The sequence below is a fragment of the Deinococcus sp. JMULE3 genome (assembly GCF_013337115.1).
Taxonomy (GTDB): domain Bacteria; phylum Deinococcota; class Deinococci; order Deinococcales; family Deinococcaceae; genus Deinococcus.
Map to the genome: position 1 here is coordinate 940,001 of NZ_SGWE01000004.1, position 26,112 is coordinate 966,112.

The window sequence follows — 26,112 nt, forward strand, 5'->3', positions numbered from 1 at the left end:
AGCTGGCGCGGCCCTGCGTCTTGGAACGCATGTCGGTCGCGTAGCCGAACATCTCGCTCAGGGGCACGAAGGCCTTCACGATCTGCGCGTTGCCGCGGGCTTCCATGCCCTGGATCTGGCCACGGCGGCTGTTCAGGTCGCCGATGATGTCACCCATGTAGTCCTCGGGGGTGGTCACCTCGACGCGCATGACGGGTTCCAGGATGGCGGGGCTGCCCTTCTGGACGGCTTCCTTCAGACCCATCGAACCGGCGATCTTGAACGCCATTTCGCTGGAGTCGACTTCGTGGTAGCTGCCGTCGTAGATGGTGACTTTCAGGTCGACCACGGGGAAGCCCAGCATGGGGCCGCTCTGCATGGCTTCCTCGATGCCCTTCTGGGCCGGCCCGATGTACTCCTTGGGCACGGTGCCGCCGACGACGGCGTTCTCGAAGATGAAGCCCGCGCCGGGTTCCAGGGGCTCGACGCGCAGTTTGACGTGACCGTACTGACCGCGACCACCGGACTGGCGGGCGAACTTGCTGTCCACCTCGACCTGCTTGGTGATGGTTTCACGGTAGGCCACCTGGGGTGCGCCGACGTTCGCGTCGACCTTGTACTCGCGCTTCAGGCGGTCCACCAGGATTTCCAGGTGAAGTTCGCCCATCCCGGCGATGGTGGTCTGGCCGCTTTCCTGGTCGGTTTCGACCTTGAAGGTGGGATCCTCTTCGGCGAGCTTCTGCAGGCCGATGCCCATCTTCTCCTGGTCGGCCTTGGTCTTGGGCTCGATGGCGAGCTTGATGACGGGCTCGGGCACGTCGATGCTCTCCAGCAGGACCTTGTCGTCGCCGTCGCCGATCAGGGTGTTGCCGGTGCCGGCGTCCTTCAGGCCGATCACGGCGCCGAGTTCCCCGGCCTTCAGTTCGGTGACTTCCTCGCGGCTGTTGGCGTGCATCTTCAGCAGACGGCCGACGCGCTCGCGCTTCTCCTTGCTGGCGTTGTACACGTAGCTGCCGGACTGCAGGGTGCCCGAGTAGATGCGCACGAAGGTCAGGCGGCCCACGTAGGGGTCAGCCATGATCTTGAACGCCAGCGCGGCCAGCTTGCCTTCGGGATCGGCGGGGAACTCGATGGTGTCCTCGCTGTCCTCGACCTTGCCCTTGATGGCGGGCACTTCCAGGGGGCTGGGCAGGTAGTCGATGACGGCGTCGAGGAGCAGCTGCACACCCTTGTTCTTCAGGGCGCTGCCGCAGAGCACAGGGAAGATGCGCTTCTCGATGGTGCCCTTACGCAGGGCGGCCACGAGCTGCTCCACGCTGGGTTCCTCGCCTTCGAGGTACATCATCATCAGGTCTTCGTCGACTTCAGCGGCCGCTTCGATCAGCTGGGCGCGCATCTCGGCGACCTTGTCGAGGTACTCGGCCGGGATGTCGGTCTCCTCGATGTCGGTGCCCAGGTCGTTGGTGTAGAAGTGGGCGCGCTGACGCACGATGTCGATGATGCCCTTGAACTCGTTCTCGGCACCCATGGGGTACTGGACGGGCGCGGCGACGGCACCGAGGCGCTCCTTGATGTCGTTCAGCACCAGCTCGAAGCTGGCGCCGGTCTTGTCCATCTTGTTGCTGAACGCGATGCGGGGCACGCCGTAACGGTCGGCCTGACGCCACACGGTCTCGCTCTGGGGCTCCACGCCCTGGCTGCTGTCGAACACGGCGACGGCGCCGTCGAGCACGCGCATGGAACGCTCCACTTCGATCGTGAAGTCCACGTGACCGGGGGTGTCGATGATGTTCACGACGTATTCCTGGTCGGTGCCGCTGCGCTTCCACTTGGCGGTCGTGGCGGCCGCCGTGATGGTGATGCCGCGCTCGCGCTCCTGCTCCATCCAGTCCATGGTGGCGGCGCCGTCGTGCACTTCACCGATGTTGTGGGTACGGCCGGTGTAGTACAGGATGCGCTCGGTGGTGGTGGTCTTACCGGCGTCGATGTGCGCGGCAATCCCGATGTTACGGAAGTGGGTGAGGTACTGCTGGGCTTTGGTGGTCATAAGACTCCCTATTGTGGCGGGTGACGTGTCTCGTCACCGTCAGATGCGCTGGATTTCGCTTCACGCGACATGGACGGCAGGGCGAACCTACCGTCCGGTGATCGCGGCTTGCCGGGTGTATCCGGGCCGCACCGTTCATTCTGTTCCGCCGCCAGTCGGACAATGCACCGACTTGCGGCTTCACTTCACGAACGGTGCGGTCGTCCCTGCTCGCTCCGCTCGGGTTGGATGGCCACTGGGGGCCATCAACCGGGGATTACCAGCGGTAGTGCGCGTAGGCGCGGTTGGCTTCCGCCATGCGCTCCACGTCGTCTTTCTTCTTGATGGCGCCGCCACGGCCCTGGGCGGCGTCCATGATCTCGCCGGCGAGGCGCTCGACGGCGGTGCGCTCGGGACGGCTGTCCACGGCGTTGATCAGCCAGCGCAGGGTCAGGCTCTGCTTGCGGCGCTCGCTGGGCTCGACGGGCACCTGGTAGGTGCTGCCGCCCACGCGGCGGCTGCGGACTTCCACGCGGGGTTTGACGTTGTCGTACGCCTGGCGGAAGATCTTCAGGGACTCCTGGCCGGTGCGCTCCTGGACGAGCTTCATGGCTCCGTAGAAGATGCGGCTGGCGAGGTTCTTCTTACCATCACGCATGATGCGGTTGATCAAAGCGCTCACCAGAACGTCCTGGTAGACCAGGTCGGGCTGGATGACGCGCACTTCAGCTTGGCGGCGACGTGCCATGGTTGACTCCCTTGAGGCTCAGGCCCCACGCGCGGTGGGGTGAGCGCGCGCACTTCAGGCGCGAATATGCTGCTTCATTGGCATCACCCCTGTGGGGGATGGGTTCGGGCGTGCGCCGGGGTGCGGCGCGGCGGCCTTACTTCTTCTTCGCGCCCGCGGCAGCGCCGGCCTTGGGCTTCTTGGTGCCGTACTTGGAACGGCTCTTGTTGCGGTCCTTGACGCCCTGGGTGTCGAGGCTGCCGCGCACGATGTGGTAACGCACACCGGGAAGGTCCTTCACACGGCCGCCGCGGATCAGCACGACGCTGTGCTCCTGCAGGTTGTGGCCTTCACCGGGGATGTACGCGGTGACTTCGAAGGCGCTGGACAGACGCACGCGGGCGATCTTACGAAGCGCGGAGTTCGGCTTCTTGGGGGTGGTGGTCTTGACGACCGTGCACACGCCGCGGCGGAAGGGGCTGCCCTTCAGGGCAGGGACCTTGCTCTTCTTCTGGATCGTCTTACGACCCTTACGGAGCAGTTGCTGGGTAGTAGGCAGGGGAAATCACTCCTCATCTGGTTCGGCCGCAGCGCGCCGGGTGGCGGCGCGGGCCGGGGGGCGGGTGGCCACCCACGCGTACGGGGCGGCACTGGGTTGACTCGTGCGGGCTTGGAGGTGATCACGCACCACACTGGGCTGCGCGCGCCGGTGGTGGCATGCCGAAAAACCCCCCTGGTGCAACCCGGTACCGGGGCAGTTTTCAACCTTGAAAGCATACGCCTTCCCTGCAGGCAAGTGCAAGCGGGGCGTGAAGCGCCGGGAGTAGCGCGCCGCCGGGAGGGCGTGCTATGCTCCCCGTCGCCCGTTCAGGCAATCATCAGGTGCGGAGAGGTGCCAGAGTGGTTGAATGGGTCGGTCTCGAAAACCGAAGTAGTCGCAAGGCTACCGTGGGTTCGAATCCCACCCTCTTCGCCAGACAGAAAGCCCCCAGGTCAACGCCTGGGGGTTCTTCATTCCCACCGTCAATCTGACCGCAGGCCGCGCCAGTGCTGCAGGAGCGCCGCCTCCCGCGCGGCGTACAGCACCGCCCCGTGGGCTTCGCGCTGCGCGGCAGCAGAGAGGGGCAGGAACAGCGCGTCATACAGCGCCTGCCCGGCGCGGGCGAGGTTCACGAGTTCATCCCGCCACGCCTGCGCGCCCGGCGGCTGCCATCCCTGCGGATCGGTCGGGTCGCTGAGGAGCGCGTGTGGGTCGGCGAGGCGCAACGCGGTGAGTTCCAGCGTGTGCCGCAGCGCCATGACCCGCCCGGCCAGGCCGGGGGCGGCGCGCAGGTCGTCCAGGGTCAGGGCGTGCGCGGCGCGGAGCAGGCCGTCGCCGGGCGCGCTGAACAGGCCCGACAGGCCGTCCGGGCCGTAGAGCACCTCACGCAGGGTTTCACGCAGCAGGTCCGACATCGCCGCCCAGTACGCGCCCTGGCCGATGCGCGTTCCCAGCCCGCGTGGATACGCTGCGGGCATGCAGCAAGGAACCTCATGAGTGAGGCCGAGATCATTGCCCGGACGGACACGCCGCGCACCCGCGCGACCCTGGCGGGCGACCTGCGCCGCCTGGGCGTGCAGCCGGGCGACACGCTGATCGTGCACGCCAGCCTCAGCCGTCTGGGCTGGGTGGCGGGCGGCGCGGCAGCCGTCGTGCAGGCGCTTCAGGACGCGGTCGGGCCGCAGGGCACCCTGGTCGTGCCGACCTTCACGCTGAACCTGACCGACCCGGCCGGGTGGGGCCGGACGAGGGTGCCCGAGACGTGGTGGCCGGTCATCCGCGCCGAGCTGCCCGCCTTTGATCCGGCGGTGACGCCCAGCCGGGGCATGGGCCGTGTCGCGGAGACGCTGCGGACCTGGCCGGGCGCGCGGCGCAGCGATCACCCGCACAGTTCCTTTGCCGCGTGGGGCCGCCACGCCGAGTCGGTCACGGCGGATCACCCGCTGGCGTTCTCGCTGGGTGAGGGCTCGCCCCTGGCCCGCGTGTATGACCTGAATGGCCGGGTGCTGCTGCTGGGCACCGAGGTGAACACCAGTCTGCATCTGGCAGAGGTGCGGGCCGGGCAGCGGCCCACCGTGCCCTTCAGCGGGCCGGTCACGGTCGGGGGCGAGCGGCACTGGCTGACCTTCGACGAGCCGGACTACCACGAGCAGGCCTTCCCGCCCGTCAAGGCCGCGTTCGGGGCGACCGGCGCGGTCACCGTGGGCGTGGTGGGCTCCGCGACCGCGAAACTCATGTCGCAACGCGCCCTGGTGGACTTCGCCACGGGGTACTGGCGCGAGAGGGGGAGCGGTGAGTAGGCCGTGGGGTCTTTTCCTTCTCCTATCAACCATCAACCCGCTACGTCAGGTGGCCGATGCGCCCCCTCTCGCCTGCCGCGTACCCTGGGGGCACGATGATCAAGATCTTCAAGTGAACCCACACGTTTGCCTGCGCCCTGCGGCGGTAACATGACGTCAATGCAGGCATGGCCGCGCCCCCAGTTCCAGCGTGAAGGCTGGGCGGGGCTGCTGACGGCCCGGCAGTGTGCCCTTCACCTCTCTCCCCCGTCCGGCCGCCTGCGCGGCGGGTGGGGCGCGTATTCAAGGAAGTGACCAGCTATCGATAAAGTGCATGGCAACACGTCGGGCCTCCGCCCGGCGCAGATGAAGGCCCTCGGGAACCTGTACCGCCGCCGGATCGAGCCGGGCCGGGTGGGTTCGCCGGAACTCGCGCGGAACCTCGCGGAACTGTCGAACGACGTGCGCCGCGAGGTGGGCGTCCTGATCGACCGGCGGGGCCGCGTGATCTCCGTCAGCGTGGCGGACGCCAAGGGGACCGAGTTCCCGGACCTGCGCATGGGCGAGAACCGCCTGAGCGGCTTCCACCTGCTGCACACTCACCCGCGCGGCGGGGCGCTGAGCAAGGGCGACCTCTCCACGCTGTTCCTGAAGCGCCTGGACGCCGTGTCGGCCATCGAGGTCCGGAACGAGGGTCAGCCGGGGCTGGTGCACACGGCGCACCTGACGCCGCCCGGCACGGTCGGGGAGGAGGAGGACTGGCGCATCCTGCCGCCCGTGCCCGCCTTCCAGATCGACGAGTTCGACCTGGGCGCGCAGGTGCAGGCGCTGGAGGAGGAGATTGCCCGCGCGGCCCGCACGCGCGTGGCGAGGAAGGATCACGAGCGCGCCATTCTGGTGCAGATCGACCAGGGTGAATTCGACGCGGAGGACCGCCTCGACGAGCTGGCCGAACTGGCCCGCACCGCCGGGGCGGAGGTCGTGCACCGCGAACTGGTGTTCCGCCGCAACCTGAAGCCCGGCACGCTGGTCGGCGCGGGGAAACTGGAAGAGTTGACCAGCCGCGCGTACCACCTGGACGCGGACCTGCTGATCTTCGGGCAGGAACTCGGCCCGGCCCAGGCGCGCGAGATCGAGGCCGCGACCGGCCTGAAGATCATCGACCGGACGCAGCTGATCCTGGACATCTTTGCGCTGCACGCGCAGGGTGTGGAGTCGCGCCTGCAGGTGGAACTGGCGCAACTGCGCTACATGAAACCCCGCCTGCTGGGCGCGGGGGCGGCCCTGTCGCGCATCGGCGGGGGCGGGGGCAGCGCGGGCGGCGGTGCGATCGGCACGCGCGGGCCCGGCGAGACGAAGCTGGAGCTGGACCGCCGCCGCATCAACGACCGCCTGAGCTTCCTGGAGAAGCAACTGGAAGGCGTGGCGCAGCGCCGCGAGGAACGCCGCAAGGGCCGCGAACGCAACGCCGTGCCCGTGATCAGCATCGTGGGGTACACGAACGCCGGGAAGAGCACGCTGCTGAACGCGTTCACGCACGCCGCCGAGGAACCCCGCCGCGTCCTCGCGGAGAACAAGCTGTTCGCCACGCTGCGCCCCACCAGTCGCCAGGGGTACCTGGAGGGCATCGGGCCGGTCGTCCTGACCGACACGGTGGGCTTCATCCGCGACCTGCCCAAGGACCTGACCCGCGCCTTCCGGTCCACGCTGGAGGAAATCGGGGACGCGGACGTGCTGCTGCACGTCGTGGACGCCGCCAGCCCCGGCGCTGACACCCGCCTGGACGCCGTGAACCGCATCCTGGAGGACCTGGGCTTCCGCGACATGCCGACCGTCGTGGCGCTGAACAAGGCCGACGCGGCCGACCCGGAGGCGCTGGACCGCGAACTGGAACGCACGGGCGGCATTGCCGTCAGCGCCCTGAAGAACCGCGGGCTGGCCGAACTGAAGGAGGCCCTGGCGGACGCCGTGTCGGGCGTGCAGCGCGCCGAACTGGCCCGCCAGGAGGAAGCCCGCGCGCTGGCCGCGCAGTACCGCTAACGGACCTGTTCAGCAGAGGGGGTGGGCGTCGTGGGGCGTCCACCCCCTCCCCTTTTGTGTGGACGCGCGGCGCGGCCATGCGCGGCACACTGCGCCGTGTGCGTGCCCACCTGCCTGCCCTGCCGACCCTGACGCTGATCCTCGTGGCACTCGGCTGGGGACTGGGTGAGCTGATCGGCGAGCGGACGCTGCCGACCCTGATGCTCGCGTACGCCCCGCCGCTGCTGTGGGTCCTGTTGTGCCTGCCCGCGCTGGCCTGGGCGGCGTGGCGTCGCCAGGGGCGGGGTGTGGCGCTGGCCGCGTGGGGTGCGGGCTTCCTCCACTGGCGGGCCCGCTGCGGGTCGTGACCTTCAACGTGCTGGGCGGCGCACGCACCTCCCCGGCCGAACTGGGTTCAGCCCTGCGCGCCCTGAACGCCGACGTGATTCTGCTGCAGGAAGCCCGCTTCCACGACCTCACCTTCGAGGCGCGGCTGCGGGCCGCCCTGCCCGGCTACCGCGCCGTGCGCGCGCAGGAGGTCATGACGTTCACCCGACTGCCGCTGCTGGACAGCCGTTCGGAACGCCTGCCCGGCAACCGCCGCGACCTGCTGATCACACGCCTGGACTGGCAGGGGCAGACGCTGACGGTCGTGAACGCCCACCTGGGCACCGTGCAGGTCAGTTCCGTCGTGAGCGGCGATCTGGCGCGGGTGCGGCGCACGCGGGACGCCCGCAGCGCCCAGGTCGAGCTGCTGCACAGCGTCGCGGCGCGCACGCCGGGGCGACTGCTGCTGGGCGGCGACCTGAACACCCCGCCGCGCGGGCAGGCGTACCGCGACCTGCGGGCCGCGTTCGGCCCGGACGCCCACGACCTCGCCGGGCGCGGACCGGGCTGGACCTTCCCCTCACTGCACCTGCGTATCGACCACCTGCTGGGCCGGGACCTGAGCCCCACGCGGGCGCAGGTCCTGCCGTGGACCCTCAGCGATCACCGGCCACTGCTGGTCGAGTACGGCGTGCCTCCGCAGGTGCGTCAGCCCTGAGGGATGCGTGCAGCGCGGAGCGTGGGCACCCGGATGTGGTCCGGGTGCCCACGTTTCTGACCTCACTGAATCAGCAGCCGCAGGGGAGCGGTGCAGGCAGGATGATCACGACGCCCCCCTGCGTGGTGGCGGTGGTGCCTTCGGCCTGGGCGATGGGGGTGAGGGCGAGCAGGGCCAGCAGAACAGTGATCAGACGCATGTGGTGTTCCTCCTGTGCTTGAAGTGAACAGAGCGTAAGAACACCCCGGAGAAGGACGGGAGAAACGCCCGGTGTACTCCGTGACCGGCAGCTTCTCCGCCCTGCTCCCCCCTCTCCCGGACTTCTGCACGCGGGCACCTGACCTGCTGCTCGGCGCGCGGATGGCGCACCGCCCGACCCTCTCCGCTGGGCTCCGGCGGAACCTGACGCCTTTCTGATGAACGGGTGTACACTTAATTCACTGCTTCCTCATCCGTTCACCGTCCCTTCCGCAGTTGTCGACCCGCTGAGCCTCCCGGAGTGCCGACTTGATTCCCCGTCCCCTGCGTCACGAACTCCACCGCACCGCACTCCTGGACCACATCGAGGGCAGCGAGGCCACCCTGGTCCTGCTGGTCGCACCCTCCGGATTCGGGAAGACCGCACTGATGGCCCAGTGCGCGCGACAGGAGGACCGCCGGGCCGCGTGGCTGAGCCTGACCCCCGACGACCACGACCCGGCCGTGTTCAACACGCGCCTGCTCCGCGCCCTGCAGGAGACCTTCCCGGACACGCCGCTGCCGGACGGCCCCCCGGAATTCATGGACGCCCGCAGCTGCGCCCGCGCCCTGAACACCCTGGACGAGCACGCGCTACTGGTCCTCGATCACCTGCACCTCGCGCACACCGCCACGCTACGGTGGCTGGCGGACTTCCTGAACGAACTGCACGAGGGACACCGCGTACTGGCCGCCGCGCCCCGCCGCCCCGCCCTGCCACTGCCCACCGCGTTCATGGCCGAACGCCTGCTGCTCATCAGCGGGGACCAGTTGCAGTTCACGGCGCACGAAACCCAGCAGTACTTCACGCGGCGCGGCGCCCCCCCACCAGACCCGACCGTCACGCGCGGCCTGAGCGGCTGGCCCGCCGGACTGGCCCTGCTGGCCGCCGACGCGCACGGCACCTTCTCCCCGCTGGATCTCGTGCGGGACCTGCTGCACCGCCTGCCCGGCCCCGTCCGCGCCGCGCTGCCCGAGGCGGCCACCCTGGAAGAATGGAGTGAGAGCGGCGCCCGCGAGGCCGGACTGACCCTCCCGGACGGCTGGATTCAGACCGTGCAGGACGCCGGGCTGCCCCTGACCCCCGTCGCCCCGGACCGGTACGCGCCGCTTCGGGCCGTGCAGGACGTCCTGCGGGAGGAACTGAACCGCACGCCGGAACGGGCCGCGCAGCTGTACCGACGGGCCGCCGAGCACGCCGAGACGCGCGGAGAGCCGCTGCTGGCCCTGCAGCTGTACGAACGCGGCGGGCACGCCGACCCCGCACAGCACCTCGCGGCCCGGCTGTGCGGCGAGTACCTGTGGCGCATCGACTACCCGTCGGTGCTGTCCACCCTGGAATCACTGCGCCGCTGGCAGCCGCTCCCCCCACCCCTGGAAGCGGCGCTGGCCCTGGCCCTGATCCGCACCGACCGCGTACAGGACGGCGAAACGCTGGCCGCCACGCTGCTGGAACGCGAACTGGAACCCGACGCCCTGCGCGCCCTGGCGCACGCCGCGCACCGACGCGGGGACCGGCACATGCAACTGCACTACGCGCGACTCCTGGCCCGGCACGCCCGCACCCGCTCGCAGAAGGCGGACGCCGCGCGACTGGAGGTCGCGGCGCTGCTGCGCCTGGGCCAGCCCCAGGAGGCCGCCGCCCGCGCCGAGGTGCTGCTCGACACCTCGCAGGCCCTGCACCCACTGGAATGGGCCGGGACGTACTTCACGCTGCACACCGTGTACGAGGACCTGCGCGACCCGGTCCTCAGTGAACAGCACCTGCGCAGCGCACTGGACCTGTACGAATCCATGCACAGCCACCAGCAGATCGCCGTGTGCCTGAACGACCTGGCGATCCTGCGCGCCCAGGCCGGCGCGCACGAGGAAGCGCAGGGGCTGGTCACCCGCGCGCTGCACCTGATCGGCGACAGCATGCCGGACCTGCGCGTCGTGTACCTGGAAACCCAGGCGGACCTGCTGCTGTGGAACGCCGACTTCAGCGGCGCCGAGCACGCCTACACCCACGCCCTGCGCGCCGCACAGGACCGGCACCTGGCACCCCTCGTCACCCGCATTCAACTGGGCCGCGCCCACGCCCTGACGCAACTCGGGGCGTTCAGCGACGCGCACGCCGCGCTGGACGCCGCCGCCGCGAACCTCCCCCCACCGACCAGCCGCTGCGCGCTGCACTGAACTTCGCGCGGGGCGTCCTGGCCTTCGCGCAGGGACTGGACGATCAGGCCGACACCCACTGGCGTGACGCGCCGCCCGACCAGCACGACCTCCGGCAGGCCCACCGCGCCGCGCGGGCCGCCCAGCCCATCCCCGACACCCTGCCCGGCCACCTGCGCCGCGCGCACGCCACGACCCTGCGCGCCAGCGTCCCCGCCACCACGCCCGGCCCACCCACACCCGCCGGCGCCGACCTGCACCTGCACACCTGCGGGGGGCTGCACGCCACGCTGAACGGCGCGCCGCTGCACCTGCCGTTCAGCCGAGCCGCCGAACTGCTCGTGTACCTCGCCCTGACCGGCCAAGCCAGCCGCCATGACATCATCCGGGACCTCTGGGACGGCTCCAGTGAAACCCGCGTCGTGAACTACGCGAAGCTCAGCATCCGGAAACTGCGCGCCGCGCTGCAGGACCACCTGCCCTTCAACCCCCTGCCCTTCGAGAACAACCTGTACGCCCTGGCCCCCACACTGAACGTCAGCAGCGACGCCGCCAGCCTCCTGAACGCCGAACACAGCACGGACCCCGACACGCTGCGCCGCGCCCTGCACGGTCACGCCACGCCGTTCATGCCCACCCTGGAAGGCGAGTGGGCCGAGGCGACCCGCGAACGCCTGCTGAGCGCCGCCCAGACCGTCGGGCTGCGCCTGATGACGCAGGTGGACCTGCCGGAAGCGGCCGCGACCGCCCGGCACCTCCTGCGCCTCGATCCGCTGCACGAGGGGACCTACCTGGCCCTGCTGGACGCCCACGAACGCGCCGGGGACCCCGTCGGCGCACGCGGCACCTACCAGGAATACGCCCGCATGCTGGACCGCGAACTGGGCACCCGCCCCGGCGCCACCCTGCGCGACCGCTACGCCCCAACCTGACCGCAGCGCAGCACCGCGCAGCGGCGCGCTGCGACCGGTGCGCCAGGCAGGGTGATACGGACTCCGGTTGAAAGGTTTGCAAAATCTTTCAACCCGAGCGGACTCGGAGAGCTGCGCAGCAGAGCGAGCAGGAGAAACACGGGTTCCGGGCGTGGAGTTGGCAACCCGGTGTGGTTCCGGGTTGTTAACGAAACAGACGGAATCCGTATGACGCCACCGGGTCCACAGACCACGGCTGATCCACCGGCCGCCCCCAGCGAGGCGATGTAAGGTCCGCGCAATCAGGCGGTCACCCACAGGAAAAACGTCGTCAGGTGCGGGCAAATACCGCCCTCGCATACTCATACCAACGAAAGGGAGACGCCCAGGCGCACCCGGACGACCCACGGAGGACACCCCATGAAGGAACACGACACCACCGACCAACTCGCCGTCTTCGTCCTGACCGGATTCCGGTTCATCCTGCCCAACGACTCGGCAGCCTCCGAGGGATTCCAGGGATACCTGGAAAGCACCGTCGAATGATCCCCGCGTTCCCCGAAAACGTCCACACCTTCCTGCCCCTCGACCTCGACCTGGGCCCCCAGGCCCGCCCCCACCAGGAGAACTGCACATGACCAACTTCACTGCTCAGAACGAACTCGACGGCGTCGCCGTCCTCGCCCTCACCGGCTACGTCCTCGTCATCGCCAACGACGAACAACCCGCCTTCGACTCCCTCATCGCCGCCGACATCAAATAAGGAGACCTGACATGACCAACTTCACTGCCCAGAACGAACTCGACGGCGTCGCCGTCCTCGCCCTCACCGGTTACGTCCTCGTCATCGCCAACGACGAACAGCCCGCCTTCGACTCCCTCATCGCCGCCGACATCAAATAAAGGAGACCTGACATGACCAACTTCACTGCCCAGAACGAACTCGACGGCGTCGCCGTCCTCGCCCTCACCGGTTACGTCCTCGTCATCGCCAACGACGAACAGCCCGCCTTCGACTCCCTCATCGCCGCCGACATCAAATAAAGGAGACCTGCACATGACCAACTTCACTGCCCAGAACGAACTCGACGGCGTCGCCGTCCTCGCCCTCACCGGTTACGTCCTCGTCATCGCCAACGACGAACAGCCCGCCTTCGACTCCCTCATCGCCGCCGACATCAAATAAAGGAGACCTGCACATGACCAACTTCACTGCCCAGAACGAACTCGACGGCGTCGCCGTCCTCGCCCTCACCGGTTACGTCCTCGTCATCGCCAACGACGAACAGCCCGCCTTCGACTCCCTCATCGCCGCCGACATCAAATAAAGGAGACCTGCACATGACCAACTTCACTGCCCAGAACGAACTCGACGGCGTCGCCGTCCTCGCCCTCACCGGTTACGTCCTCGTCATCGCCAACGACGAACAACCCGCCTTCGACAGCCTGCTGACGACTGAAGTGCTGTAATTCGCTTCCTGACTGCACCCCCTGGCCTGCTGCCGGGGGGTGTTCCTGTTTCTCCGGGCTTTCTCCCGGCCCTGCGTACGGTGCGCGTGACCCACAGGAGGGGGATGACATGGACGTACTGCAGGCGACGGAGCTGAGGAAGTCGTACCGGTCGGGGAAACAGGTGGTCGAAGCGGTGCAGGGCGTGAGTCTGACCTGCCGCGCGGGCGAGGTGGTGGCGTTCCTGGGTGCGAACGGCGCGGGGAAAACCACGACGCTGAAGATGCTGACCGGCCTGATCCGCCCGGACAGCGGCTCGGTGCGGGTGTGCGGCGGGGACCCGCACGCGGACGCGCGGGTGCTGGAACGGATCGGGGCGGTGCTGGAGGGGAACCGCAACACGTACTGGACGCTGAGCGTGCAGGAGAACTTCGAGTACTTCGGGGTGCTGCGCGGCCTGACGCGCGCCGAGGTGCGCCGCCGCGCGCCGGGCCTGCTCGAGGAGTTCGGGCTGACCGAGAAGCGGGACGTGCAGGTGCAGCGCCTGTCGCGCGGCATGCAGCAGAAACTGGCGATCGCGCTGGCGGTGCTGCCGGAGCCGCAGCTGCTGCTGCTGGACGAGCCGACGCTGGGCCTGGACGTGCAGGCGACGCTGGACATGCAGGCGCTGGTGCGGTCGCTGGTCGCGCGGGGCTGCGCGGTGCTGCTCACGACGCATCAGCTGGACGTGGCGCAGAAACTCTCGGACCGGGTGGTGATCATGCGGCGGGGGCAGGTGGTGACCGAACAGCCCACGCGGGAACTGCTGCGCGCGTACAGCGGCAGCGGGTACGAACTGCGCCACGAGGGCCTGCTGACGGACGGGCAGCGGTCTGCGCTGCGGGGCATGAGCGTGGAGGAACTGGAGCCGGGGCGCCTGTCGTACTTCGGGCCGGGCGCGCTGCTGTACGAGGTGCTGGACATCCTGCGGCCACTGGAGTTGCGGGCGGTGGCGCCCAGCGAGGTGGACCTGGCGGACGTGTTCCTGCGCGTGAACCACGAGTCGGAGGTGGCGTATGCGTGACGCGCTGCGGCTCTTTCAGGCGGAGTGGGTGCGGTCGGTGATCCTGATGCGCCGGTACGTGGGGAACACGGTGGGCAGCATGCTGGGCCTGACGCTGGTGTTCCTGGGGTTGTTCTTCAGCACGCGGTACGTGTCGGGCATGAGCAGTTTCGGGGACCGGCTGGACAGCGTGGTCGTGGGGTACGTGCTGTGGTCGCTGATTCTGTTCGTGCTGGCGGACGTGAGCATGGACGCGCAGAACGAGGCGCAGACCGGCACGCTGGAACAGGTGTGCCTGTCACGGTTCGGACTGACGCGGGTGTTCGTGCTGCGCAGCCTGACGCGGGTCGTGTGGACGGTCCTGATGAACGCGGCGGTGCTGAGCGTCATCTGTCTGGTGACGGGCACGCGGCTGCACCTGAGCCCCTGGCTGATCGTGCCGGTCGCGTCGGCGCTGATGGGGGCGTTCGGGCTGGCGTTCATGTTCGGGGCGATGGCGCTGGGCGCCAAGCGGATTCAGCAGCTGCTGAACCTGGCGAACTTCGGGCTGCTGTTCGTGGTGATGACGCCGTTCGAGAAGACGGCGCCGGGCCTGTTTCCGCTGCTGTCGCTGCTGCCGATGGTGCCGGGCGCGGCGGGCGTGCGGGCCGTGATGGTGGACGGCAGCGCGCCGGGCCTGGCGGGCGCGGCGGTGATGCTGATCAGCGGGGCGCTGTGGTTCGCGCTGGGCGTGCAGGTGTTCCGCCGCGCGGACCGCGCGGTGCGCACGCGTGGCCTGCTGGGGAGCTACTGATGACGGTCACGGCTGACCTGCACGGGTTCCGGCTGGAGCGGCTGCGGGCGCTGCCGGTGCTGGGCGGTTCGCTCGGCGAGTACCGGCACGAGAGTGGCGCGCGGCTGCTGCATGTCGCCGCGCCGGACGAGAGCAGCACGCTGAGCGTGTCGTTCCGCACGCCGCCCCTGAGTGACGCGGGGCACCCGCATGTCCTGGAGCACCTGGTGCTGATGGGCTCACGGCGGTTCCCGGCGCGGGACGCGTTCCAGGCGTGGCAGCGCTGGCAGCTGCTGGATTACCTGAACGCCAGCACCACGCGTGACTGGACGGCGTTCACGGCGTCCGGGACGGTCCCCGAGGACCTGCTGGGCACGCTGGAGTTCCTGCTGGACGCCACCTTTCACCCGCTGCTGGAGGACGGGGCCTTCCGGCAGGAGGCGTGGCGGGCGCAGCCGGACGGGACGCTGGGGGGCGTGATCCTGAACGAGATGAGCGGCGCGTACGCGCACCCGGCGCGGCGGCTGCGGGAGGCGACGGGCGCGGCGCTGTTCCCGGATTCGGCGTACGCGTGGGCGTCGGGCGGCACGCCGCAGGCCCTGCCGGACCTGAGTGTGGAGGACGTCCGGGCGTACCACGCGCGGTACTACGTCCCGGCGAACCTGACGGTGTTCGCGTACGGATCGCTGCCGCTGGGCGAGGTGACGCGGCGCGTGAGTGAGGTGCTGCGGGACCTGCCGCGCGGCGTGGCGGCCCCCTTCCCGGTGCCCGTGTCGACGGGCCGGTCGGAGCTGACGGTCACGCACCCGGGCAGCGCGCAGACGCTGGCCTGCTGGGCGCTGCCCGCCGGGCTGTCCCCGCTGGAGGTGCAGGGCCTGAACGTGCTGGGGCTGGCGCTGCTGGGCCACCCGGACGCGCCGCTGCACCGCGCGGCCCGGGCGCTGGGGGGAACGCTGGCGGACGGCAGTGGTCTTCACGCGGATACCGCGCAGCCGGTCCTGGCGGCGGGCGTCGCGGCGGACGTGGAGGAATCGGTGCTGATGGAGGCGCTGCTGGACGTGCTGCGTGCCCCCCTGGCACCGGAGGATGTCCGGGCGGCGCTGGGACGGTACACGCTGAGCGCGCTGGACACGCAGCATCACGGCTTCCCGTACGGGGTGCAGCTGTCGTTCGACGTGCTGGGCGCGGCGCATCACGGGCACGATCCGCTGCCGCAGGCGCTGGCGGGCGCGGCGCAGGCCCTGCAGGCGCTGCCGGACCTGCCGGGGTTCCTGGGCGACCTGGCGCGGCGCCTGCTGGTCGAGAACCCGCACCGCAGCGTGGTGTGCCTGCGGGTCGCGCCGGACCCGACCCCGCGCGTCGTGACCCCGGCAGGGGCTGCATCGGTGGCGAGTTCGGGTGCGTCGGTGACTGCCGCGCGCCTGGCAGCCCGTCCGCTGGCCGAGCGGGTGCGCCTGCCGGACGCGCCGCTCCTGCACGCCACCGAGGTGCTGGGAGTGCCGGTGCAGGCGGCGCAGGTGCCGGGGTCGCTGACGCAGTTCAGCCTCAGCCGGGACCTGCCGGCTGACACCGCGCTGCTGGGCTGGCTTCCGGCGTATCTGCACCTGCTGGGGCGCAGTCCGCTGGGCCGGACCATGACGCGGGAGGTGCAGGCGCTGGGCGCGACCTGGAGCGTGAATGCCGACACCACGCACGACCCGCTCGATCCGGCGCGCGTGACCCTGAGCGTGACCCTGAATGTCCGCGGCCTGAGTGAGCGTGTGCCGGACGTGACGGCGCGCCTGGGCCAGGAGTGGGCCGTCCTGAGTCCAGTCCCGGCGAACGCACGGCAGCTCCTGCGGGACCGGGCGGCGCAGCTGCGGACACTGCGGCCCACGCAGGCGGCCCCGCTGGGGATGCTGCGCGCGGCGCTGGCGGTGAATCCGGGATTCATGGTGCGCGAGGCCTGCGACGGCACCCTGGGTCACGACCTGCTGGACGCGGCGGCTGCGCACCCGGCGCTGGAGGACGCTCTGGCCGCGCTGCACGCGGCGCTGTGGTCACGGACTCACCTGCGGGGCGTGGTGGTCGCCGACCGGCCGGCCGGGACGCTCCCGGACGTGCTGTCGCCGCTGCTGGTGGGCCTGCCGCTGGAGGCGAGCGGCACACTGAGCCCCCTGAGTGCCGCGCCCACCTGGCCGGAGCTGCCGGGATCGGCGGCGCTGGCGTGGCCGACCGTGCCGTTCGCGCATCCGGACGCCCCGGCGTTCACGGTGCTGGGCCGCGCGCTGCAGGACGCGCTGCACGCCCCGGTGCGCGCCCAGGGCGGGGCGTACGCGGTGACGGTGCGGGCGCTGCCGGAGGCCGGGGTCCTGCTGGCGGTCTCGGCGCGGGACCCGCACCCGGAACGGACGCTGGACGTGTTCGGCGCGGCGACCTCGTACCTGGGTGAGCTGCGGGGCGAGACGCTGGAGGCGGCGCGGCTGGGTGCCGTGCGGCAGGTGCTGCCGCTGCGGTCGCGGGCCATGCTGGCGCGGCAGGCGGCGCTGGACGCGCAGTTCGGATTCACGGCGCACCGCGCGGCGTTCCTGGACGGGCTGCTGACCGTCACGCCCGAGGATCTGGCGCGGGTGTTGGCGCGGCTCGCGGCGCAGGCCGCGCCGGACCTGGGGGCGGTCGCGGCTCCCGTTTCTTCTTCTGCGTTTGCCCTGGGGGCCTCATGACCACTGATCATCCGGCGCTGCCGGTGTTCCGCCGCGCGCTCGCGTGGGTGTCGGCGCACCTGGACGCCTTCCATCCGGACCACGAGTTCGTGTCGGATCACTCGCTGCGCGTCAAGCCGTTCATCGAACTGGTGTTCGTCCTGAATCCGTTCCTGCGCCGGGGGCTGCACCGTCAGGAGCCGCTGCTGGCGGACCTCGCGGCGTTCTGCGCGCGGACGTTCGACACGTACGATTTCGCGGCGTTCGCGCAGCAGGACCCGGCGGGGCTGATCGTGTTCGCGCTGCGTGACGAGTTCGACGCGCTGTGTGGCCGCGCCCCGCGTGACGGCCTGCTGGGCCGGTTCCGGCAGACGGGCCTGCCGGCACTGGTCAGCGTGAGCCGCACCCCGTACCGCGCGATGGACCTGGCGTACAGCGTGGCGCGGGCCGATCTGCACTTCGATCCCCGGTCGCTGCTGCCGGACCTGCCGCGCACGGTGCTGGGCGCGGCGCGGCCCCTGGCGCACTGCACGGACTCGGATCTGTACTCGCTGACGCACACCCTCTTCTACCTGGCAGACCTGGGCGAGGCGGACCTGAGCGCCTGCTGGCCGGACACGGCGGGCCTGAGCGACCGGCTGCGCGGCGCGCTGGGCCTGACGCTGCGCGAGGGCAACGCGGACCTGAGCGGCGAACTGCTGATGTGCCTGGCGTTCCTCGGCGACACCGGCAGCGGCTGCGCACGGTACGCGTGGACGCGACTGGCGGCGCTGCAGCTGCCGTGCGGGGCGGTCCCGGCGCCCAGTTACCGCGCTGCCCGCGACGACTCGGCTGGCGAGACGGCCGGGCATTACCGCTTCACGCAGAGTTACCACACGACGCTGGTGATGCTGGGCGCGGCGATGCCCGCGCTGTTTCCCACCGCGCTGGAGGTCCCGCTGCCTGCGCCGACCGTACCCCTGAAGGCCGAGGTGGCGTCATGAGCGCCCCCGCGACCCTGCGGGCCGAACCGCTGACGGGGCGCGACTGGCTGGACGTGCTGGAGGGCGCGCTGCCCCGGCAGGTGTTCGGCCCGGACGCGAGCCGGGACGTGCAGCAGCTGGCGACGGTGTGCCGGGCGCTGCTGTGCCTGCCCGCCGGGATCAGCCTGCCCGAGTCGCGCCTGCAGCGCGTGATGGGCGCGCTGCTGCGCCACCCGCTGTGGGAGGACCTGCTGCTCACGAACGCCGAGTGGCTGCATCCGGCCCTGCCGACCCTGCACCTGTGGCACCGGCACTGGCCGGGGCTGCCGGGCGCGCTGCGGCCCGTGCAGCGCACGCTGGACGCCGGGCTGATCAGCCGCGCCGAGTGGACACCCATGCACCTGCTGGACCTGAGCGTGCACCTGCACGCCCTGCAGGCCGACGGGCTGGACCTGGGCCGCGCGCCGCTGCCCGCCCCGACCGACGTGGCGCGGGACTCGGCGCTGGGCGCGGACGCCCCGGCGTGGCTGTGGTGCTACGAGAAGGTCAGCGTGCTGAACTACCTGCTGCGCGCTGCCCGCAGCGGCGGCCTGGCCGTCCCGTCCTGGGCGGCGGGCGTGACGGCCGCGAACCTCGTGCATGCCCTGCGCGCCCTGCATGCCCCGGATCAACCGGATTCCGAGGGCGCGCTGCGGGCCGTGTCGGAGCACGCGCTGGCGCACGCCCTGAGCGGCACACCCAGCGCGGACCTGCTGCGCCGCGCCGTGAGTGCCGCCGCGCAGGCACGCGCCGCGCGGCCCGACGCGCAGGACCGCTGGCTGTGGCCGGTGGTGGCCGCGAATCTGGCCGTGGTCGCCCGGTGGACCCCCGCACCGTCCATGACGGAACCTTCAGGAACTGAACCTTTCAGGAGAGAGCTGTGATGCGAGTCGTGACCTTTGATTTCGGAGCGGCGGCCCGCTGGGCTGCGGAACTGCTGACCCTGCCCCTGCCGGACGACGCCGCGCAGCTGGCGCGCGCGACGGTCGAGTGCGCCGCGCTGAACGTGACGCCCCCCACCGGCGACGCGCCCCCCGTACCGATCACCGGGTGGCTGGACCTCGACCCGGCGGCGCTGCTGGCGCAGGTGCGCGCGGCGCTGGCCGCCCCTGTTCCCGGCGTGCCAGACGAACTGGCCGGGGTGGTCGTGCCCGGCTGCGCCTTCGCCGCCTGCCGGGAGAACGACCTGCCGCTGGCGGGGGCCCTGCTGGAACTGCTGCTGCACTGGGGCCTCCCGCACGCGGCGGACGTCGCGGATTTCCTGGCGTTCCAGCAGCGTGCGGACGGCGCGTGCGGCTACCTGAACCCGCTGCGGCCCGCGCCGTACGCGCGGCACGAGGCGGCGCTGGCCTTCCACCTGCCCGCCACGCACGCGATCACCCGCGCCCTGGCGGCGTACGAGCTGGAGGTCCATCGTGCCCACGCTTGAGGTCCGGGACCTGCGGGTGCGGTTCGGGCGGACCGAGGCGCTGCGCGGCGTGACGCTGGACCTGCCTCCGGGCGTGACCGGGCTGGTCGGCGCGAACGGCGCGGGGAAAAGCACCCTGATCCGTACGCTGGTGACCCTGCAGCGGCCCGGCGCGGGCCAGCTGATCTGGGACGGGCAGGACGTCACGCGCCGCCCGGAGCGGCTGCGGCGCGTGCTGGGCTACGTCCCGCAGGAGGGCGGCGCGTACCCGCAGCTGAGCCCTACCGAGTTCCTGCAGTACATGGGCGCCGCCAAGCGCCTGAGCGCCCGCGCAGTGGACGCGCAGATTCCTCAGTTGCTGGACGCCGTGAACCTGGGCGCGCACGCGCACCGGCCCGTGGGATCGTTCTCGGGCGGCATGGCGCGGCGCGTGCTGATCGCGCAGGCGCTGCTGGGTGACCCGCAGCTGCTGATCCTCGATGAACCCAGCGTGGGCCTGGACGCCGCGGAACGCCTGCGCTTCCAGGCGCTGCTGCGTGAGCGGGCGCGGACGGCGTCGGTGCTGCTCGTCACGCACATCCGCGAGGATCTGGACGCGACCGCCGACCGCCTCCTGACCCTGGACGGCGGCGTGATCACCGGCGTGACCTGCCCGCCACGCCGCGCACCGCAGCCGCAGATCACAGTGACCCCGGCCAGCGCGTGGGGAGCCGCCCATGCCTGACGGGCTGGGCTGGGGGCGCTTCCTGATCCTGGAGGTCAGGTTGCGGGCGCGCCAGCGGGGCCTGCCGCTACTGCTGCTGGGCATGGTGATCGTCGCGGCACTGTACCTGCCCCCAGCGGACGCGACGTACCTGACCCTCAGCGTGAACGGTCAGCGTGGCGCGTACGACTGGGCGTGGGTCGGACTGGTGACCGGGGTGCTGGGCGCCCTGGCGTTCAGTCTGGCGGGATTCTTCCTGACGGGCCGCGCGCCACAGCGGGACGCGGCGGCGGGCACCCTGGCGATGCTGAACGCCGCGCCGGTCGCCCGCGTGGCGCTGCTGGGCGCGCGGGCCGCGGCAGACATGCTGTTGCTGTGGGCCCTGTGGGGCGTGGTGCTGCTGGGCAGCGTGGTCGTGGTGGCTGCCCGCGGCGAGGCGCCGGGCGCGCCGGACCTGGGGGCGCTGCTGCTGCCGGGCGTGCTGATCGCGTTCCCGGTGCTGGCACTGGTCGCGGCGCTGGGCACGCTGCTGGACGCCGTGATGCCGCGCGCCCGGCTGCTGCGGGGCGCGGCGGGCACGCTGCTGTGGACGGCGCTGGTGGGCCTGAGCCTGAGTGCGCCCGCGCCGGTCCCGGACCTGCTGGGCGTGCGGGAGCCGCTGCGGCAGGCGACCGTGGCCCTGACCGGGCCGGTCCCCGCGCCGTTCATCCTGGCCCAGAGTGGCGTGAATGTGGGCGTCACGACCCGCACGGTTCCGCTGACCCCGCGCCCCTGGTCGGGCCTGACCTGGACCCCGGCGGAACTGGCGCAGCGGGGGCTGCCGCTGCTGCTGGCAGCCGCGCTGATCGGCATGGCGGCCCTGTTCGATCCGCGCCGTGGGGAGGGGCGCGCCCGGCACGCCCCCCGCACCGTGCGTGACCGGCGGCCCTGGCCGCTGCCTGCCCACCCGGCGCTGCGGCTGGCCCTGCTGGACCTGCGCGCGGCGCTGCTGGGTGCGCCGCGCTGGGTGCCGCTCGCGGCACTGGGTCTGGCCCTGGCGGGCCTGGGGGCCGCCGTGAATCCGGCGACGCCTGTCCTGGCGCTGGCCCTGATCGCGGGCGTGCCGGTGGCGGCGCGCGTGGTGTTCCAGGACCGCGCCAGTGGCACCGAGGCGCTGCTGGGGACCACTGCGCGCTCCGGCCAGTTGCCGCTGCTGCGGACTGCGGCGGCCCTGGCAGCCCTGCTGCTGCCTGTGGGTGGCGCGGCGCTGACGCTGCTGCCGACCCGTCCGGACCTGAGCGGCGCGCTGGTCGTGGCGGCCCTGCTGGGCGCGGCGCTGCTGCTGACCCTGCGGGACCTGCGGGTCGGGGACGCGGCCAGCGAGAGCCTGCTGTTCCTGGCGTGGTACCTCGGGCCGTTCAATCACCTGGGGGCGCTGGACATCCTGAATCCCGCCCATACCGTGGGCGCGCTGGCCCTGTGTGCGGCGCTGCTCGCCGGGCACGCCGCCCGCCACTGGCCCCGCCCATCCCACGCACCGGAGGTACCCGCATGACCGCCCTGACCTTTCAGTCCGTCACTCCTCACGTTCCGGCCGCGCCGGGCGCACCGGGCCTGTACCTGACGTTCCTGGGCGCCGAACAGGCCACGCTGGACGGGCAGACCCTGAAGCTCCGCCGCCGCTTCTGCGAGATCCTGGTGATTCTCGCCACGAACCCGAACGGTGTGACGGGCGGGCAGCTGTCAGCCGCGCTGTACGGCGAGTGGAGCGACACGCAGAACCAGGCAGTCGAGGTGCACCGCCTGTCGAAACTGGTGGAACTGAGCAGCAAACCGTACCGGCTGGTCCCGGTGCTCGGCGCGGACTTCCTGGCCGTGCAGGACCTGCTGATGGAGGGCCGTATCCGGGAGGCCACGCAGCTGTACCGCGGCGAGTTGCTGCCCCTGTCCGACGCGCCGGCCGTCACCGAGTACCGCGAGTACCTGCACGAGAGCGTCCGGCAGGCGGCGCTGCTGTGCGGTGAACTGGACCCGTTGTGGACGCTGGTGGCGCGCTTCCCGGACGACCTGGAACTGATCGAGGCGCTCGATGAACGCCTGCCCGGCGGGGACGTCCGCCGGGGCATGGTGCAGGCCCGCATGCGCCTCGCGCAGCGCCGCCTGTGCGCCTCATGACCCGCACCTCCTGAACGGGGCTGCCACCGACCGGTCCGGCGCTGGGAACGCTGGACCGGTCGGTTCCGGATGAAGCCCGCTTCATGCCGCTCAGCGTCCCGGCGCATCCACGCACGCCAGACTGACGGTCATTCCCCTTCAGGAGGTGCCCCGATGACTGGACCGTACGACCGTCCGCCCGCCCCCGCATCCGAACCGACCGACGTGCCCACCCCGCTGCCCGAGCAGATGCCCGGCGCGGGCGACAGCGGCCCCATGATGGACCCCCCGGTGAACCCGGACACCCCCGGGATGCCCGAACCGCACCCCACGCCCAACCCCGACACGCCCGGCATGCCCGAGCCGATGCCAGCGATGTAGAGGTGGCTTAGGGTCTGAGGGTCGAAGAGTCCAAGGGTTGCATCTCCCTGAACTCTTCGACCCTCAACCTTTTGACCCTCACCGCCTTTGATCCTCAGAGGGTGTGCCCGTCCTCCTTGAGCCACGCGCGGTGCGTCTGCCAGTCGGGCATCAGGCGGGTGACGTGCGCCCAGTAGCGCGGCGAGTGGTTGAGTTCGAGGAGGTGCGCGGCCTCGTGCAGCGCGACGTAGTGCAGGATCTCGGTGGGCGCGCGGCTGAGTTTCCAGTGGAGGCGGATCACGCCGTCGGCGGAGCAGCTGCCCCAGCGGGTGCGGGTGTCGCTGACGTGCACGGCGCTCAGGCGGTCGGCGGCGCTGAGTCGCGCGGCGTACTCCTGCACCAGTTCGCGGTAGGGGGCGGCGCAGGCGCGGCGGGTCCAGGCAGTCAGGTGCGCCTCGGCGTCCTGCGCGGGCAGGTGCAGGGTGTCCCCGGTGCGTTCCGGGCGGGTGCGGGCCGCGTCCAGGTGCAGGGTCAGGTTCTGTCCCAGGAACGGGACGCGCTGCCCGCTCTGCGCTTCTGGGCGCTGCGGTGGGCGCGCGGCGTACCCGGCGAGGTGCCCGGCCACCCAGTCGCGGCGGGCGTCCAGAATGTCTCGCAACTGCGCCAGCGGAACGCGGGTCGGGGCGAACAGGGTCACGGCGTCCGGCGTGACCTGCACGGCGACGGTGCGGCGCCGCGCGCTGCGTTTGATGTGCACGGGGACGCCCGCGACCTCCCATCCGATCATGCCCCCAGGAAAGCGCATGGGGCGTCAGCGTGTGGTGAGCCCCGTCACGCAGCAGAACGGCGGGGCGGGCCGGGTCTCCCCTGCCGCGCCCCGCCTCCCGCTGCCGTTACAGCTGGTTGTAGTTCACGTTGAAGGTGTCGCAGCTGTTGGGATTGCCGCTCTTGAAGCCGGTCATGAACCACCGGACGCGCTGCGCGGCGCTGCCGTGCGTGAAGGAGTCCGGGGCGACGTAGCCCTGCCCCTGCCGCTGCAGGTTGTCGTCCCCGATGGCCTCGGCGGTCGCGACGGCTTCCTGCACGTCCGCCTGGGTGATCTTGGCGTCCTGCTGGGTCTTGTTGCCCCACACCCCCGCGAAGCAGTCGGCCTGGAGTTCCAGGCGGACGCTGTAGCTGTTCGCTTCGGCCTCGGTGCGGGCGCTGCGCTGCTTGCGGTCCACCTGATCGGCGATGCCCAGTTCGTTCTGGATGTGGTGGCCGACCTCGTGCGCGATCACGTAGGCGTACGCGAAGTCGCCGCCGCCGCCCAGCTGGCGGTCCATCTGCGTGAAGAAGCTGGTGTCGATGTAGATGGAGTTGTCCGCCGGGCAGTAGAACGGACCGACGGCGCTGTCCGCCTGCCCGCAGCGGGTCTGCGTGCCGCGCACGTAGCGGACGAGGCGGGGGTCGTTGTACGTGCGGCCCGCCTGCTGGAAGATGTCGTCCCACACGAGGTTAGTGTTGCGGTAGATCTGGTTGACGAACTGGTACGCCTCGTCGTTCTGGGCGGGTTGTTGCGTCTGGGACTGCTGGGTCTGCGAACTGCCGCCGCCCAGGATCGCACCTGGATCAACGCCGAGGAACATGGCGATCAGCGCGATGATCAGGCCGCCCACGCCGCCCACGGCGATGCCGCCGCCGGGCAGGCCGCCGCCCCCTCTGTTTTCTGCGTTCCCACCACTGCCGGGAAGATTCTTCCAGTCCATATCCTGCCCCTTTGACGCTCCTTGAATTCAGTGGAGGTGGCGTGTGCCCACGGTCGTCCGCTGTTGGTGTCGTCATTGTAGGAAGGGGCGCGTGCTGGACAGCTGATCTGACCTTTAGGCTTTGCAGTGGAGTTGCTTCAGCGTGGCGTGCCTTCAGGTCAGTCAGCGTAGGTACGTCTCTCCACGCGGGGTGAGGCGTAGCAGGTACGGGACAGGCTCGGGGCTATCGCCGACGCACTGCGGCAGGGGCCATGCCCTCGGCAGGGCGATATGGTCGGTGGGACGGTCAGCGGTCTTCGAGGGCCAGTTCGACCAGTCGGGTCACCAGCGCGCTGTAACTGAGGCCTGCCGCCTCGAACAGCTTGGGGTACATGCTGGTCGTCGTGAAGCCCGGCATGGTGTTCACCTCGTTCAGCAGCAGCTCGCCGGTCTCCTCGACGTAGAAGAAGTCCACGCGCGCCAGTCCGGCGCAGTCCAGCGCGCGAAACGCCCGCAGCGCCAGGGTCCGCACCTGCTCGGCCACGTCGGCGGGCAGCGGAGCGGGAATGTGCATGGTGGCGCGGCCCTCGGTGTACTTCGTCTCGTAGTCGTAGAAGTCCGCGTCGAACCGCAGCTCCCCGACCGGGCTGGCGATGGGCGCGTCGTTACCCAGGATGCCCACCTCGACCTCGCGGGGCTTGTGGGCGGTCATGGCTTCCAGGATCACGCGGCGGTCCAGGCTGAAGGCCAGATTCAGCGCGCCGTCCAGGTCCTCGGGGCGGGCGACCTTGCTGATGCCCACGCTGGAGCCCAGGTTCGCGGGTTTCACGAACAGCGGGTAGCCGAGCGCGGCGGCACGTTCGCGGACGGTGTCGGGGTCCTGCTGCCATTCGCGGCGCACGGCCAGCGCCCACGCGACCTGCGGGATGCCCGCCGAGGCCAGCACCTGCTTGGTCATGATCTTGTCCATGCTGACCGCCGAGCCCAGCACGCCACTGCCCACGAAGGGAATCCCGGCCAGGGTCAGGAGGCCCTGCACGGTGCCGTCCTCGCCCATCGGGCCGTGCAGCAGGGGGAACACGGCGTCGTAGCCCTCGGCACTGGCGGCGCGGTGCAGGACGAGGTCACCGCCGGTCGGGGCCTCGCCGGATTCCAGGGCGCGCTGCGTCTCGGTGGGGGGCAGCCAGCGGCCCTGCTTGCTGATCACGACGGGCGTCACGTCGAACTGGTCGCGGGGCAGGGCGTTCAGGACACTGCGGGCACTCATGAGGCTGACCTCGTGTTCGCCGGACTGGCCGCCGGCCAGCAGGAGGATGCGCTTCTTCACGCGGCGCAGTATGCCACGCGCCTGGGTCTACACATGACCCTCAAGGCTCTTCACTTGAGTGTGATGCTCAGCAGACGCCGCGTCCAGCC

32 protein-coding genes and 1 tRNA gene (1 of these 33 running past the window's edge) are annotated in these 26,112 nt (G+C 70.9%); 24 read left to right on the top strand and 9 right to left on the bottom strand.

The genetic code is table 11. The annotated features are described in order from the left end of the window. The 3 genes from fusA to rpsL all read right to left on the bottom strand — a co-directional run. Positions 1-2,026, bottom strand: the 5' portion of a protein-coding gene (fusA, locus tag EXW95_RS07455) for an elongation factor G (RefSeq protein WP_174366913.1). 68 nt of this gene lie to the left of the window's left edge; 2,026 of the gene's 2,094 nt are visible here — the first part of the coding sequence; its start codon is at positions 2,024-2,026; its stop codon lies beyond the left edge, outside the window. Between the two features lie 256 nt (positions 2,027-2,282). Then, on the bottom strand, positions 2,283-2,753 hold the full coding sequence (gene rpsG, locus EXW95_RS07460) for a 30S ribosomal protein S7 (protein WP_174366914.1): 471 nt from the start codon (positions 2,751-2,753) through the stop codon (positions 2,283-2,285). 136 nt (positions 2,754-2,889) lie between these two features. Next, on the bottom strand, positions 2,890-3,291 hold the full coding sequence (gene rpsL, locus EXW95_RS07465; RefSeq protein ID WP_046843219.1) for a 30S ribosomal protein S12: 402 nt from the start codon (positions 3,289-3,291) through the stop codon (positions 2,890-2,892). 327 nt (positions 3,292-3,618) lie between these two features. Here rpsL and EXW95_RS07470 point away from each other — a divergent pair. Next, positions 3,619-3,708, top strand: a tRNA-Ser gene (locus EXW95_RS07470). Between the two features lie 47 nt (positions 3,709-3,755). Here the strand turns inward: EXW95_RS07470 and EXW95_RS07475 are convergent. After that, positions 3,756-4,250, bottom strand: a complete 495-nt coding sequence (locus EXW95_RS07475) for a hypothetical protein (protein WP_174366915.1) — start codon at positions 4,248-4,250, stop codon at positions 3,756-3,758. Positions 4,251-4,265: 15 nt separating this feature from the next. On the opposite strand from EXW95_RS07475, the gene EXW95_RS07480 reads away from it, so the two are divergent. The 4 genes from EXW95_RS07480 to EXW95_RS07490 all read left to right on the top strand — a co-directional run bounded on the left by EXW95_RS07480 (position 4,266) and on the right by EXW95_RS07490 (position 8,115). Then, entirely contained in the window at positions 4,266-5,072 is an 807-nt protein-coding gene (locus tag EXW95_RS07480; protein ID WP_174366916.1) for an aminoglycoside N(3)-acetyltransferase, read from the top strand. Between the two features lie 345 nt (positions 5,073-5,417). Further along, a complete protein-coding gene (gene hflX, locus EXW95_RS07485) occupies positions 5,418-7,091 on the top strand; it encodes a GTPase HflX (RefSeq protein WP_217449175.1) in 1,674 nt (557 codons plus the stop codon). A 98-nt stretch (positions 7,092-7,189) separates the two neighbouring features. Next, positions 7,190-7,438, top strand: a complete 249-nt coding sequence (locus EXW95_RS20540; protein ID WP_254605541.1) for a hypothetical protein — start codon at positions 7,190-7,192, stop codon at positions 7,436-7,438. Then, the gene (locus tag EXW95_RS07490; RefSeq protein WP_371809968.1) at positions 7,435-8,115 is read left to right on the top strand and encodes an endonuclease/exonuclease/phosphatase family protein; all 681 of its coding nucleotides are present in this window, start codon (positions 7,435-7,437) and stop codon (positions 8,113-8,115) included. Before EXW95_RS20540 ends, EXW95_RS07490 begins: the two co-directional genes overlap by 4 nt. 70 nt (positions 8,116-8,185) lie before the next feature. Here the strand turns inward: EXW95_RS07490 and EXW95_RS21005 are convergent, their stop codons facing one another. Further along, positions 8,186-8,314: a hypothetical protein gene (locus tag EXW95_RS21005; RefSeq protein WP_256435005.1), complete on the bottom strand. Its 129-nt coding sequence runs from the start codon at positions 8,312-8,314 to the stop codon at positions 8,186-8,188. Positions 8,315-8,622: 308 nt separating this feature from the next. Between EXW95_RS21005 and EXW95_RS07495 the strand changes: the two genes are divergently transcribed. Further along, positions 8,623-10,530 carry an AAA family ATPase gene (locus EXW95_RS07495; RefSeq protein ID WP_174366918.1) on the top strand — a complete coding sequence of 636 codons (1,908 nt, stop codon included), beginning with the start codon at positions 8,623-8,625 and terminating at the stop codon, positions 10,528-10,530. On the opposite strand, the gene EXW95_RS07500 is transcribed toward EXW95_RS07495, so the two are convergent. Next, on the bottom strand, positions 10,413-10,886 hold the full coding sequence (locus EXW95_RS07500; RefSeq protein WP_174366919.1) for a hypothetical protein: 474 nt from the start codon (positions 10,884-10,886) through the stop codon (positions 10,413-10,415). The genes EXW95_RS07495 and EXW95_RS07500 overlap by 118 nt on opposite strands. On the opposite strand from EXW95_RS07500, the gene EXW95_RS21310 reads away from it, so the two are divergent. The 18 genes from EXW95_RS21310 to EXW95_RS07555 all read left to right on the top strand — a co-directional run bounded on the left by EXW95_RS21310 (position 10,851) and on the right by EXW95_RS07555 (position 22,990). After that, positions 10,851-11,441 carry a bacterial transcriptional activator domain-containing protein gene (locus EXW95_RS21310; protein WP_174366920.1) on the top strand — a complete coding sequence of 197 codons (591 nt, stop codon included), beginning with the start codon at positions 10,851-10,853 and terminating at the stop codon, positions 11,439-11,441. The genes EXW95_RS07500 and EXW95_RS21310 overlap by 36 nt on opposite strands. Positions 11,442-11,840: 399 nt before the next feature. Further along, on the top strand, positions 11,841-11,966 hold the full coding sequence (locus tag EXW95_RS21010; RefSeq protein ID WP_256435006.1) for a hypothetical protein: 126 nt from the start codon (positions 11,841-11,843) through the stop codon (positions 11,964-11,966). Between the two features lie 88 nt (positions 11,967-12,054). Beyond that, positions 12,055-12,183 carry a hypothetical protein gene (locus EXW95_RS21015; protein ID WP_256435007.1) on the top strand — a complete coding sequence of 43 codons (129 nt, stop codon included), beginning with the start codon at positions 12,055-12,057 and terminating at the stop codon, positions 12,181-12,183. Positions 12,184-12,194: 11 nt separating this feature from the next. Next, on the top strand, positions 12,195-12,323 hold the full coding sequence (locus tag EXW95_RS21020; protein ID WP_256435007.1) for a hypothetical protein: 129 nt from the start codon (positions 12,195-12,197) through the stop codon (positions 12,321-12,323). Between the two features lie 12 nt (positions 12,324-12,335). Beyond that, complete coding sequence (locus EXW95_RS21025) at positions 12,336-12,464, top strand: hypothetical protein (RefSeq protein ID WP_256435007.1); 129 nt, start codon at positions 12,336-12,338, stop codon at positions 12,462-12,464. Positions 12,465-12,477: 13 nt separating this feature from the next. Further along, on the top strand, positions 12,478-12,606 hold the full coding sequence (locus EXW95_RS21030) for a hypothetical protein (protein WP_256435007.1): 129 nt from the start codon (positions 12,478-12,480) through the stop codon (positions 12,604-12,606). Positions 12,607-12,619: 13 nt separating this feature from the next. Continuing rightward, positions 12,620-12,748 (top strand): hypothetical protein, encoded by a 129-nt coding sequence (locus tag EXW95_RS21035; protein ID WP_256435007.1) that lies wholly within the window; start codon positions 12,620-12,622, stop codon positions 12,746-12,748. A 13-nt stretch (positions 12,749-12,761) separates the two neighbouring features. Next, entirely contained in the window at positions 12,762-12,890 is a 129-nt protein-coding gene (locus EXW95_RS21040) for a hypothetical protein (RefSeq protein WP_256435008.1), read from the top strand. Between the two features lie 109 nt (positions 12,891-12,999). Next, positions 13,000-13,932 carry an ABC transporter ATP-binding protein gene (locus EXW95_RS07510; protein ID WP_174366921.1) on the top strand — a complete coding sequence of 311 codons (933 nt, stop codon included), beginning with the start codon at positions 13,000-13,002 and terminating at the stop codon, positions 13,930-13,932. Beyond that, positions 13,925-14,704 (top strand): ABC transporter permease, encoded by a 780-nt coding sequence (locus EXW95_RS07515; RefSeq protein WP_174366922.1) that lies wholly within the window; start codon positions 13,925-13,927, stop codon positions 14,702-14,704. The genes EXW95_RS07510 and EXW95_RS07515 overlap by 8 nt, the downstream gene beginning before the upstream one ends. Continuing rightward, entirely contained in the window at positions 14,704-17,385 is a 2,682-nt protein-coding gene (locus EXW95_RS07520) for an insulinase family protein (protein ID WP_174366923.1), read from the top strand. Before EXW95_RS07515 ends, EXW95_RS07520 begins: the two co-directional genes overlap by 1 nt. Next, positions 17,382-18,347 carry a hypothetical protein gene (locus EXW95_RS07525; protein ID WP_174366924.1) on the top strand — a complete coding sequence of 322 codons (966 nt, stop codon included), beginning with the start codon at positions 17,382-17,384 and terminating at the stop codon, positions 18,345-18,347. The genes EXW95_RS07520 and EXW95_RS07525 overlap by 4 nt, the downstream gene beginning before the upstream one ends. Further along, positions 18,344-19,249: a hypothetical protein gene (locus tag EXW95_RS07530; protein WP_174366925.1), complete on the top strand. Its 906-nt coding sequence runs from the start codon at positions 18,344-18,346 to the stop codon at positions 19,247-19,249. Before EXW95_RS07525 ends, EXW95_RS07530 begins: the two co-directional genes overlap by 4 nt. Further along, a complete protein-coding gene (locus EXW95_RS07535) occupies positions 19,249-19,794 on the top strand; it encodes a hypothetical protein (protein ID WP_174366926.1) in 546 nt (181 codons plus the stop codon). Before EXW95_RS07530 ends, EXW95_RS07535 begins: the two co-directional genes overlap by 1 nt. Then, on the top strand, positions 19,781-20,497 hold the full coding sequence (locus EXW95_RS07540; RefSeq protein ID WP_174366927.1) for an ATP-binding cassette domain-containing protein: 717 nt from the start codon (positions 19,781-19,783) through the stop codon (positions 20,495-20,497). Before EXW95_RS07535 ends, EXW95_RS07540 begins: the two co-directional genes overlap by 14 nt. After that, positions 20,490-22,010 (top strand): hypothetical protein, encoded by a 1,521-nt coding sequence (locus EXW95_RS07545; RefSeq protein ID WP_174366928.1) that lies wholly within the window; start codon positions 20,490-20,492, stop codon positions 22,008-22,010. Before EXW95_RS07540 ends, EXW95_RS07545 begins: the two co-directional genes overlap by 8 nt. Continuing rightward, positions 22,007-22,630 (top strand): helix-turn-helix domain-containing protein, encoded by a 624-nt coding sequence (locus EXW95_RS07550; protein ID WP_174366929.1) that lies wholly within the window; start codon positions 22,007-22,009, stop codon positions 22,628-22,630. The genes EXW95_RS07545 and EXW95_RS07550 overlap by 4 nt, the downstream gene beginning before the upstream one ends. 153 nt (positions 22,631-22,783) lie before the next feature. Then, positions 22,784-22,990, top strand: a complete 207-nt coding sequence (locus tag EXW95_RS07555) for a hypothetical protein (RefSeq protein WP_174366930.1) — start codon at positions 22,784-22,786, stop codon at positions 22,988-22,990. Between the two features lie 94 nt (positions 22,991-23,084). On the opposite strand, the gene EXW95_RS07560 is transcribed toward EXW95_RS07555, so the two are convergent. The 3 genes from EXW95_RS07560 to EXW95_RS07570 all read right to left on the bottom strand — a co-directional run bounded on the left by EXW95_RS07560 (position 23,085) and on the right by EXW95_RS07570 (position 26,023). After that, on the bottom strand, positions 23,085-23,756 hold the full coding sequence (locus EXW95_RS07560; RefSeq protein WP_174366931.1) for a M48 family metallopeptidase: 672 nt from the start codon (positions 23,754-23,756) through the stop codon (positions 23,085-23,087). 106 nt (positions 23,757-23,862) lie between these two features. Next, on the bottom strand, positions 23,863-24,717 hold the full coding sequence (locus EXW95_RS07565) for a neutral zinc metallopeptidase (RefSeq protein WP_174366932.1): 855 nt from the start codon (positions 24,715-24,717) through the stop codon (positions 23,863-23,865). 286 nt (positions 24,718-25,003) lie between these two features. After that, entirely contained in the window at positions 25,004-26,023 is a 1,020-nt protein-coding gene (locus EXW95_RS07570; RefSeq protein ID WP_174366933.1) for a D-alanine--D-alanine ligase family protein, read from the bottom strand. Positions 26,024-26,112: the final 89 nt, after the last annotated feature.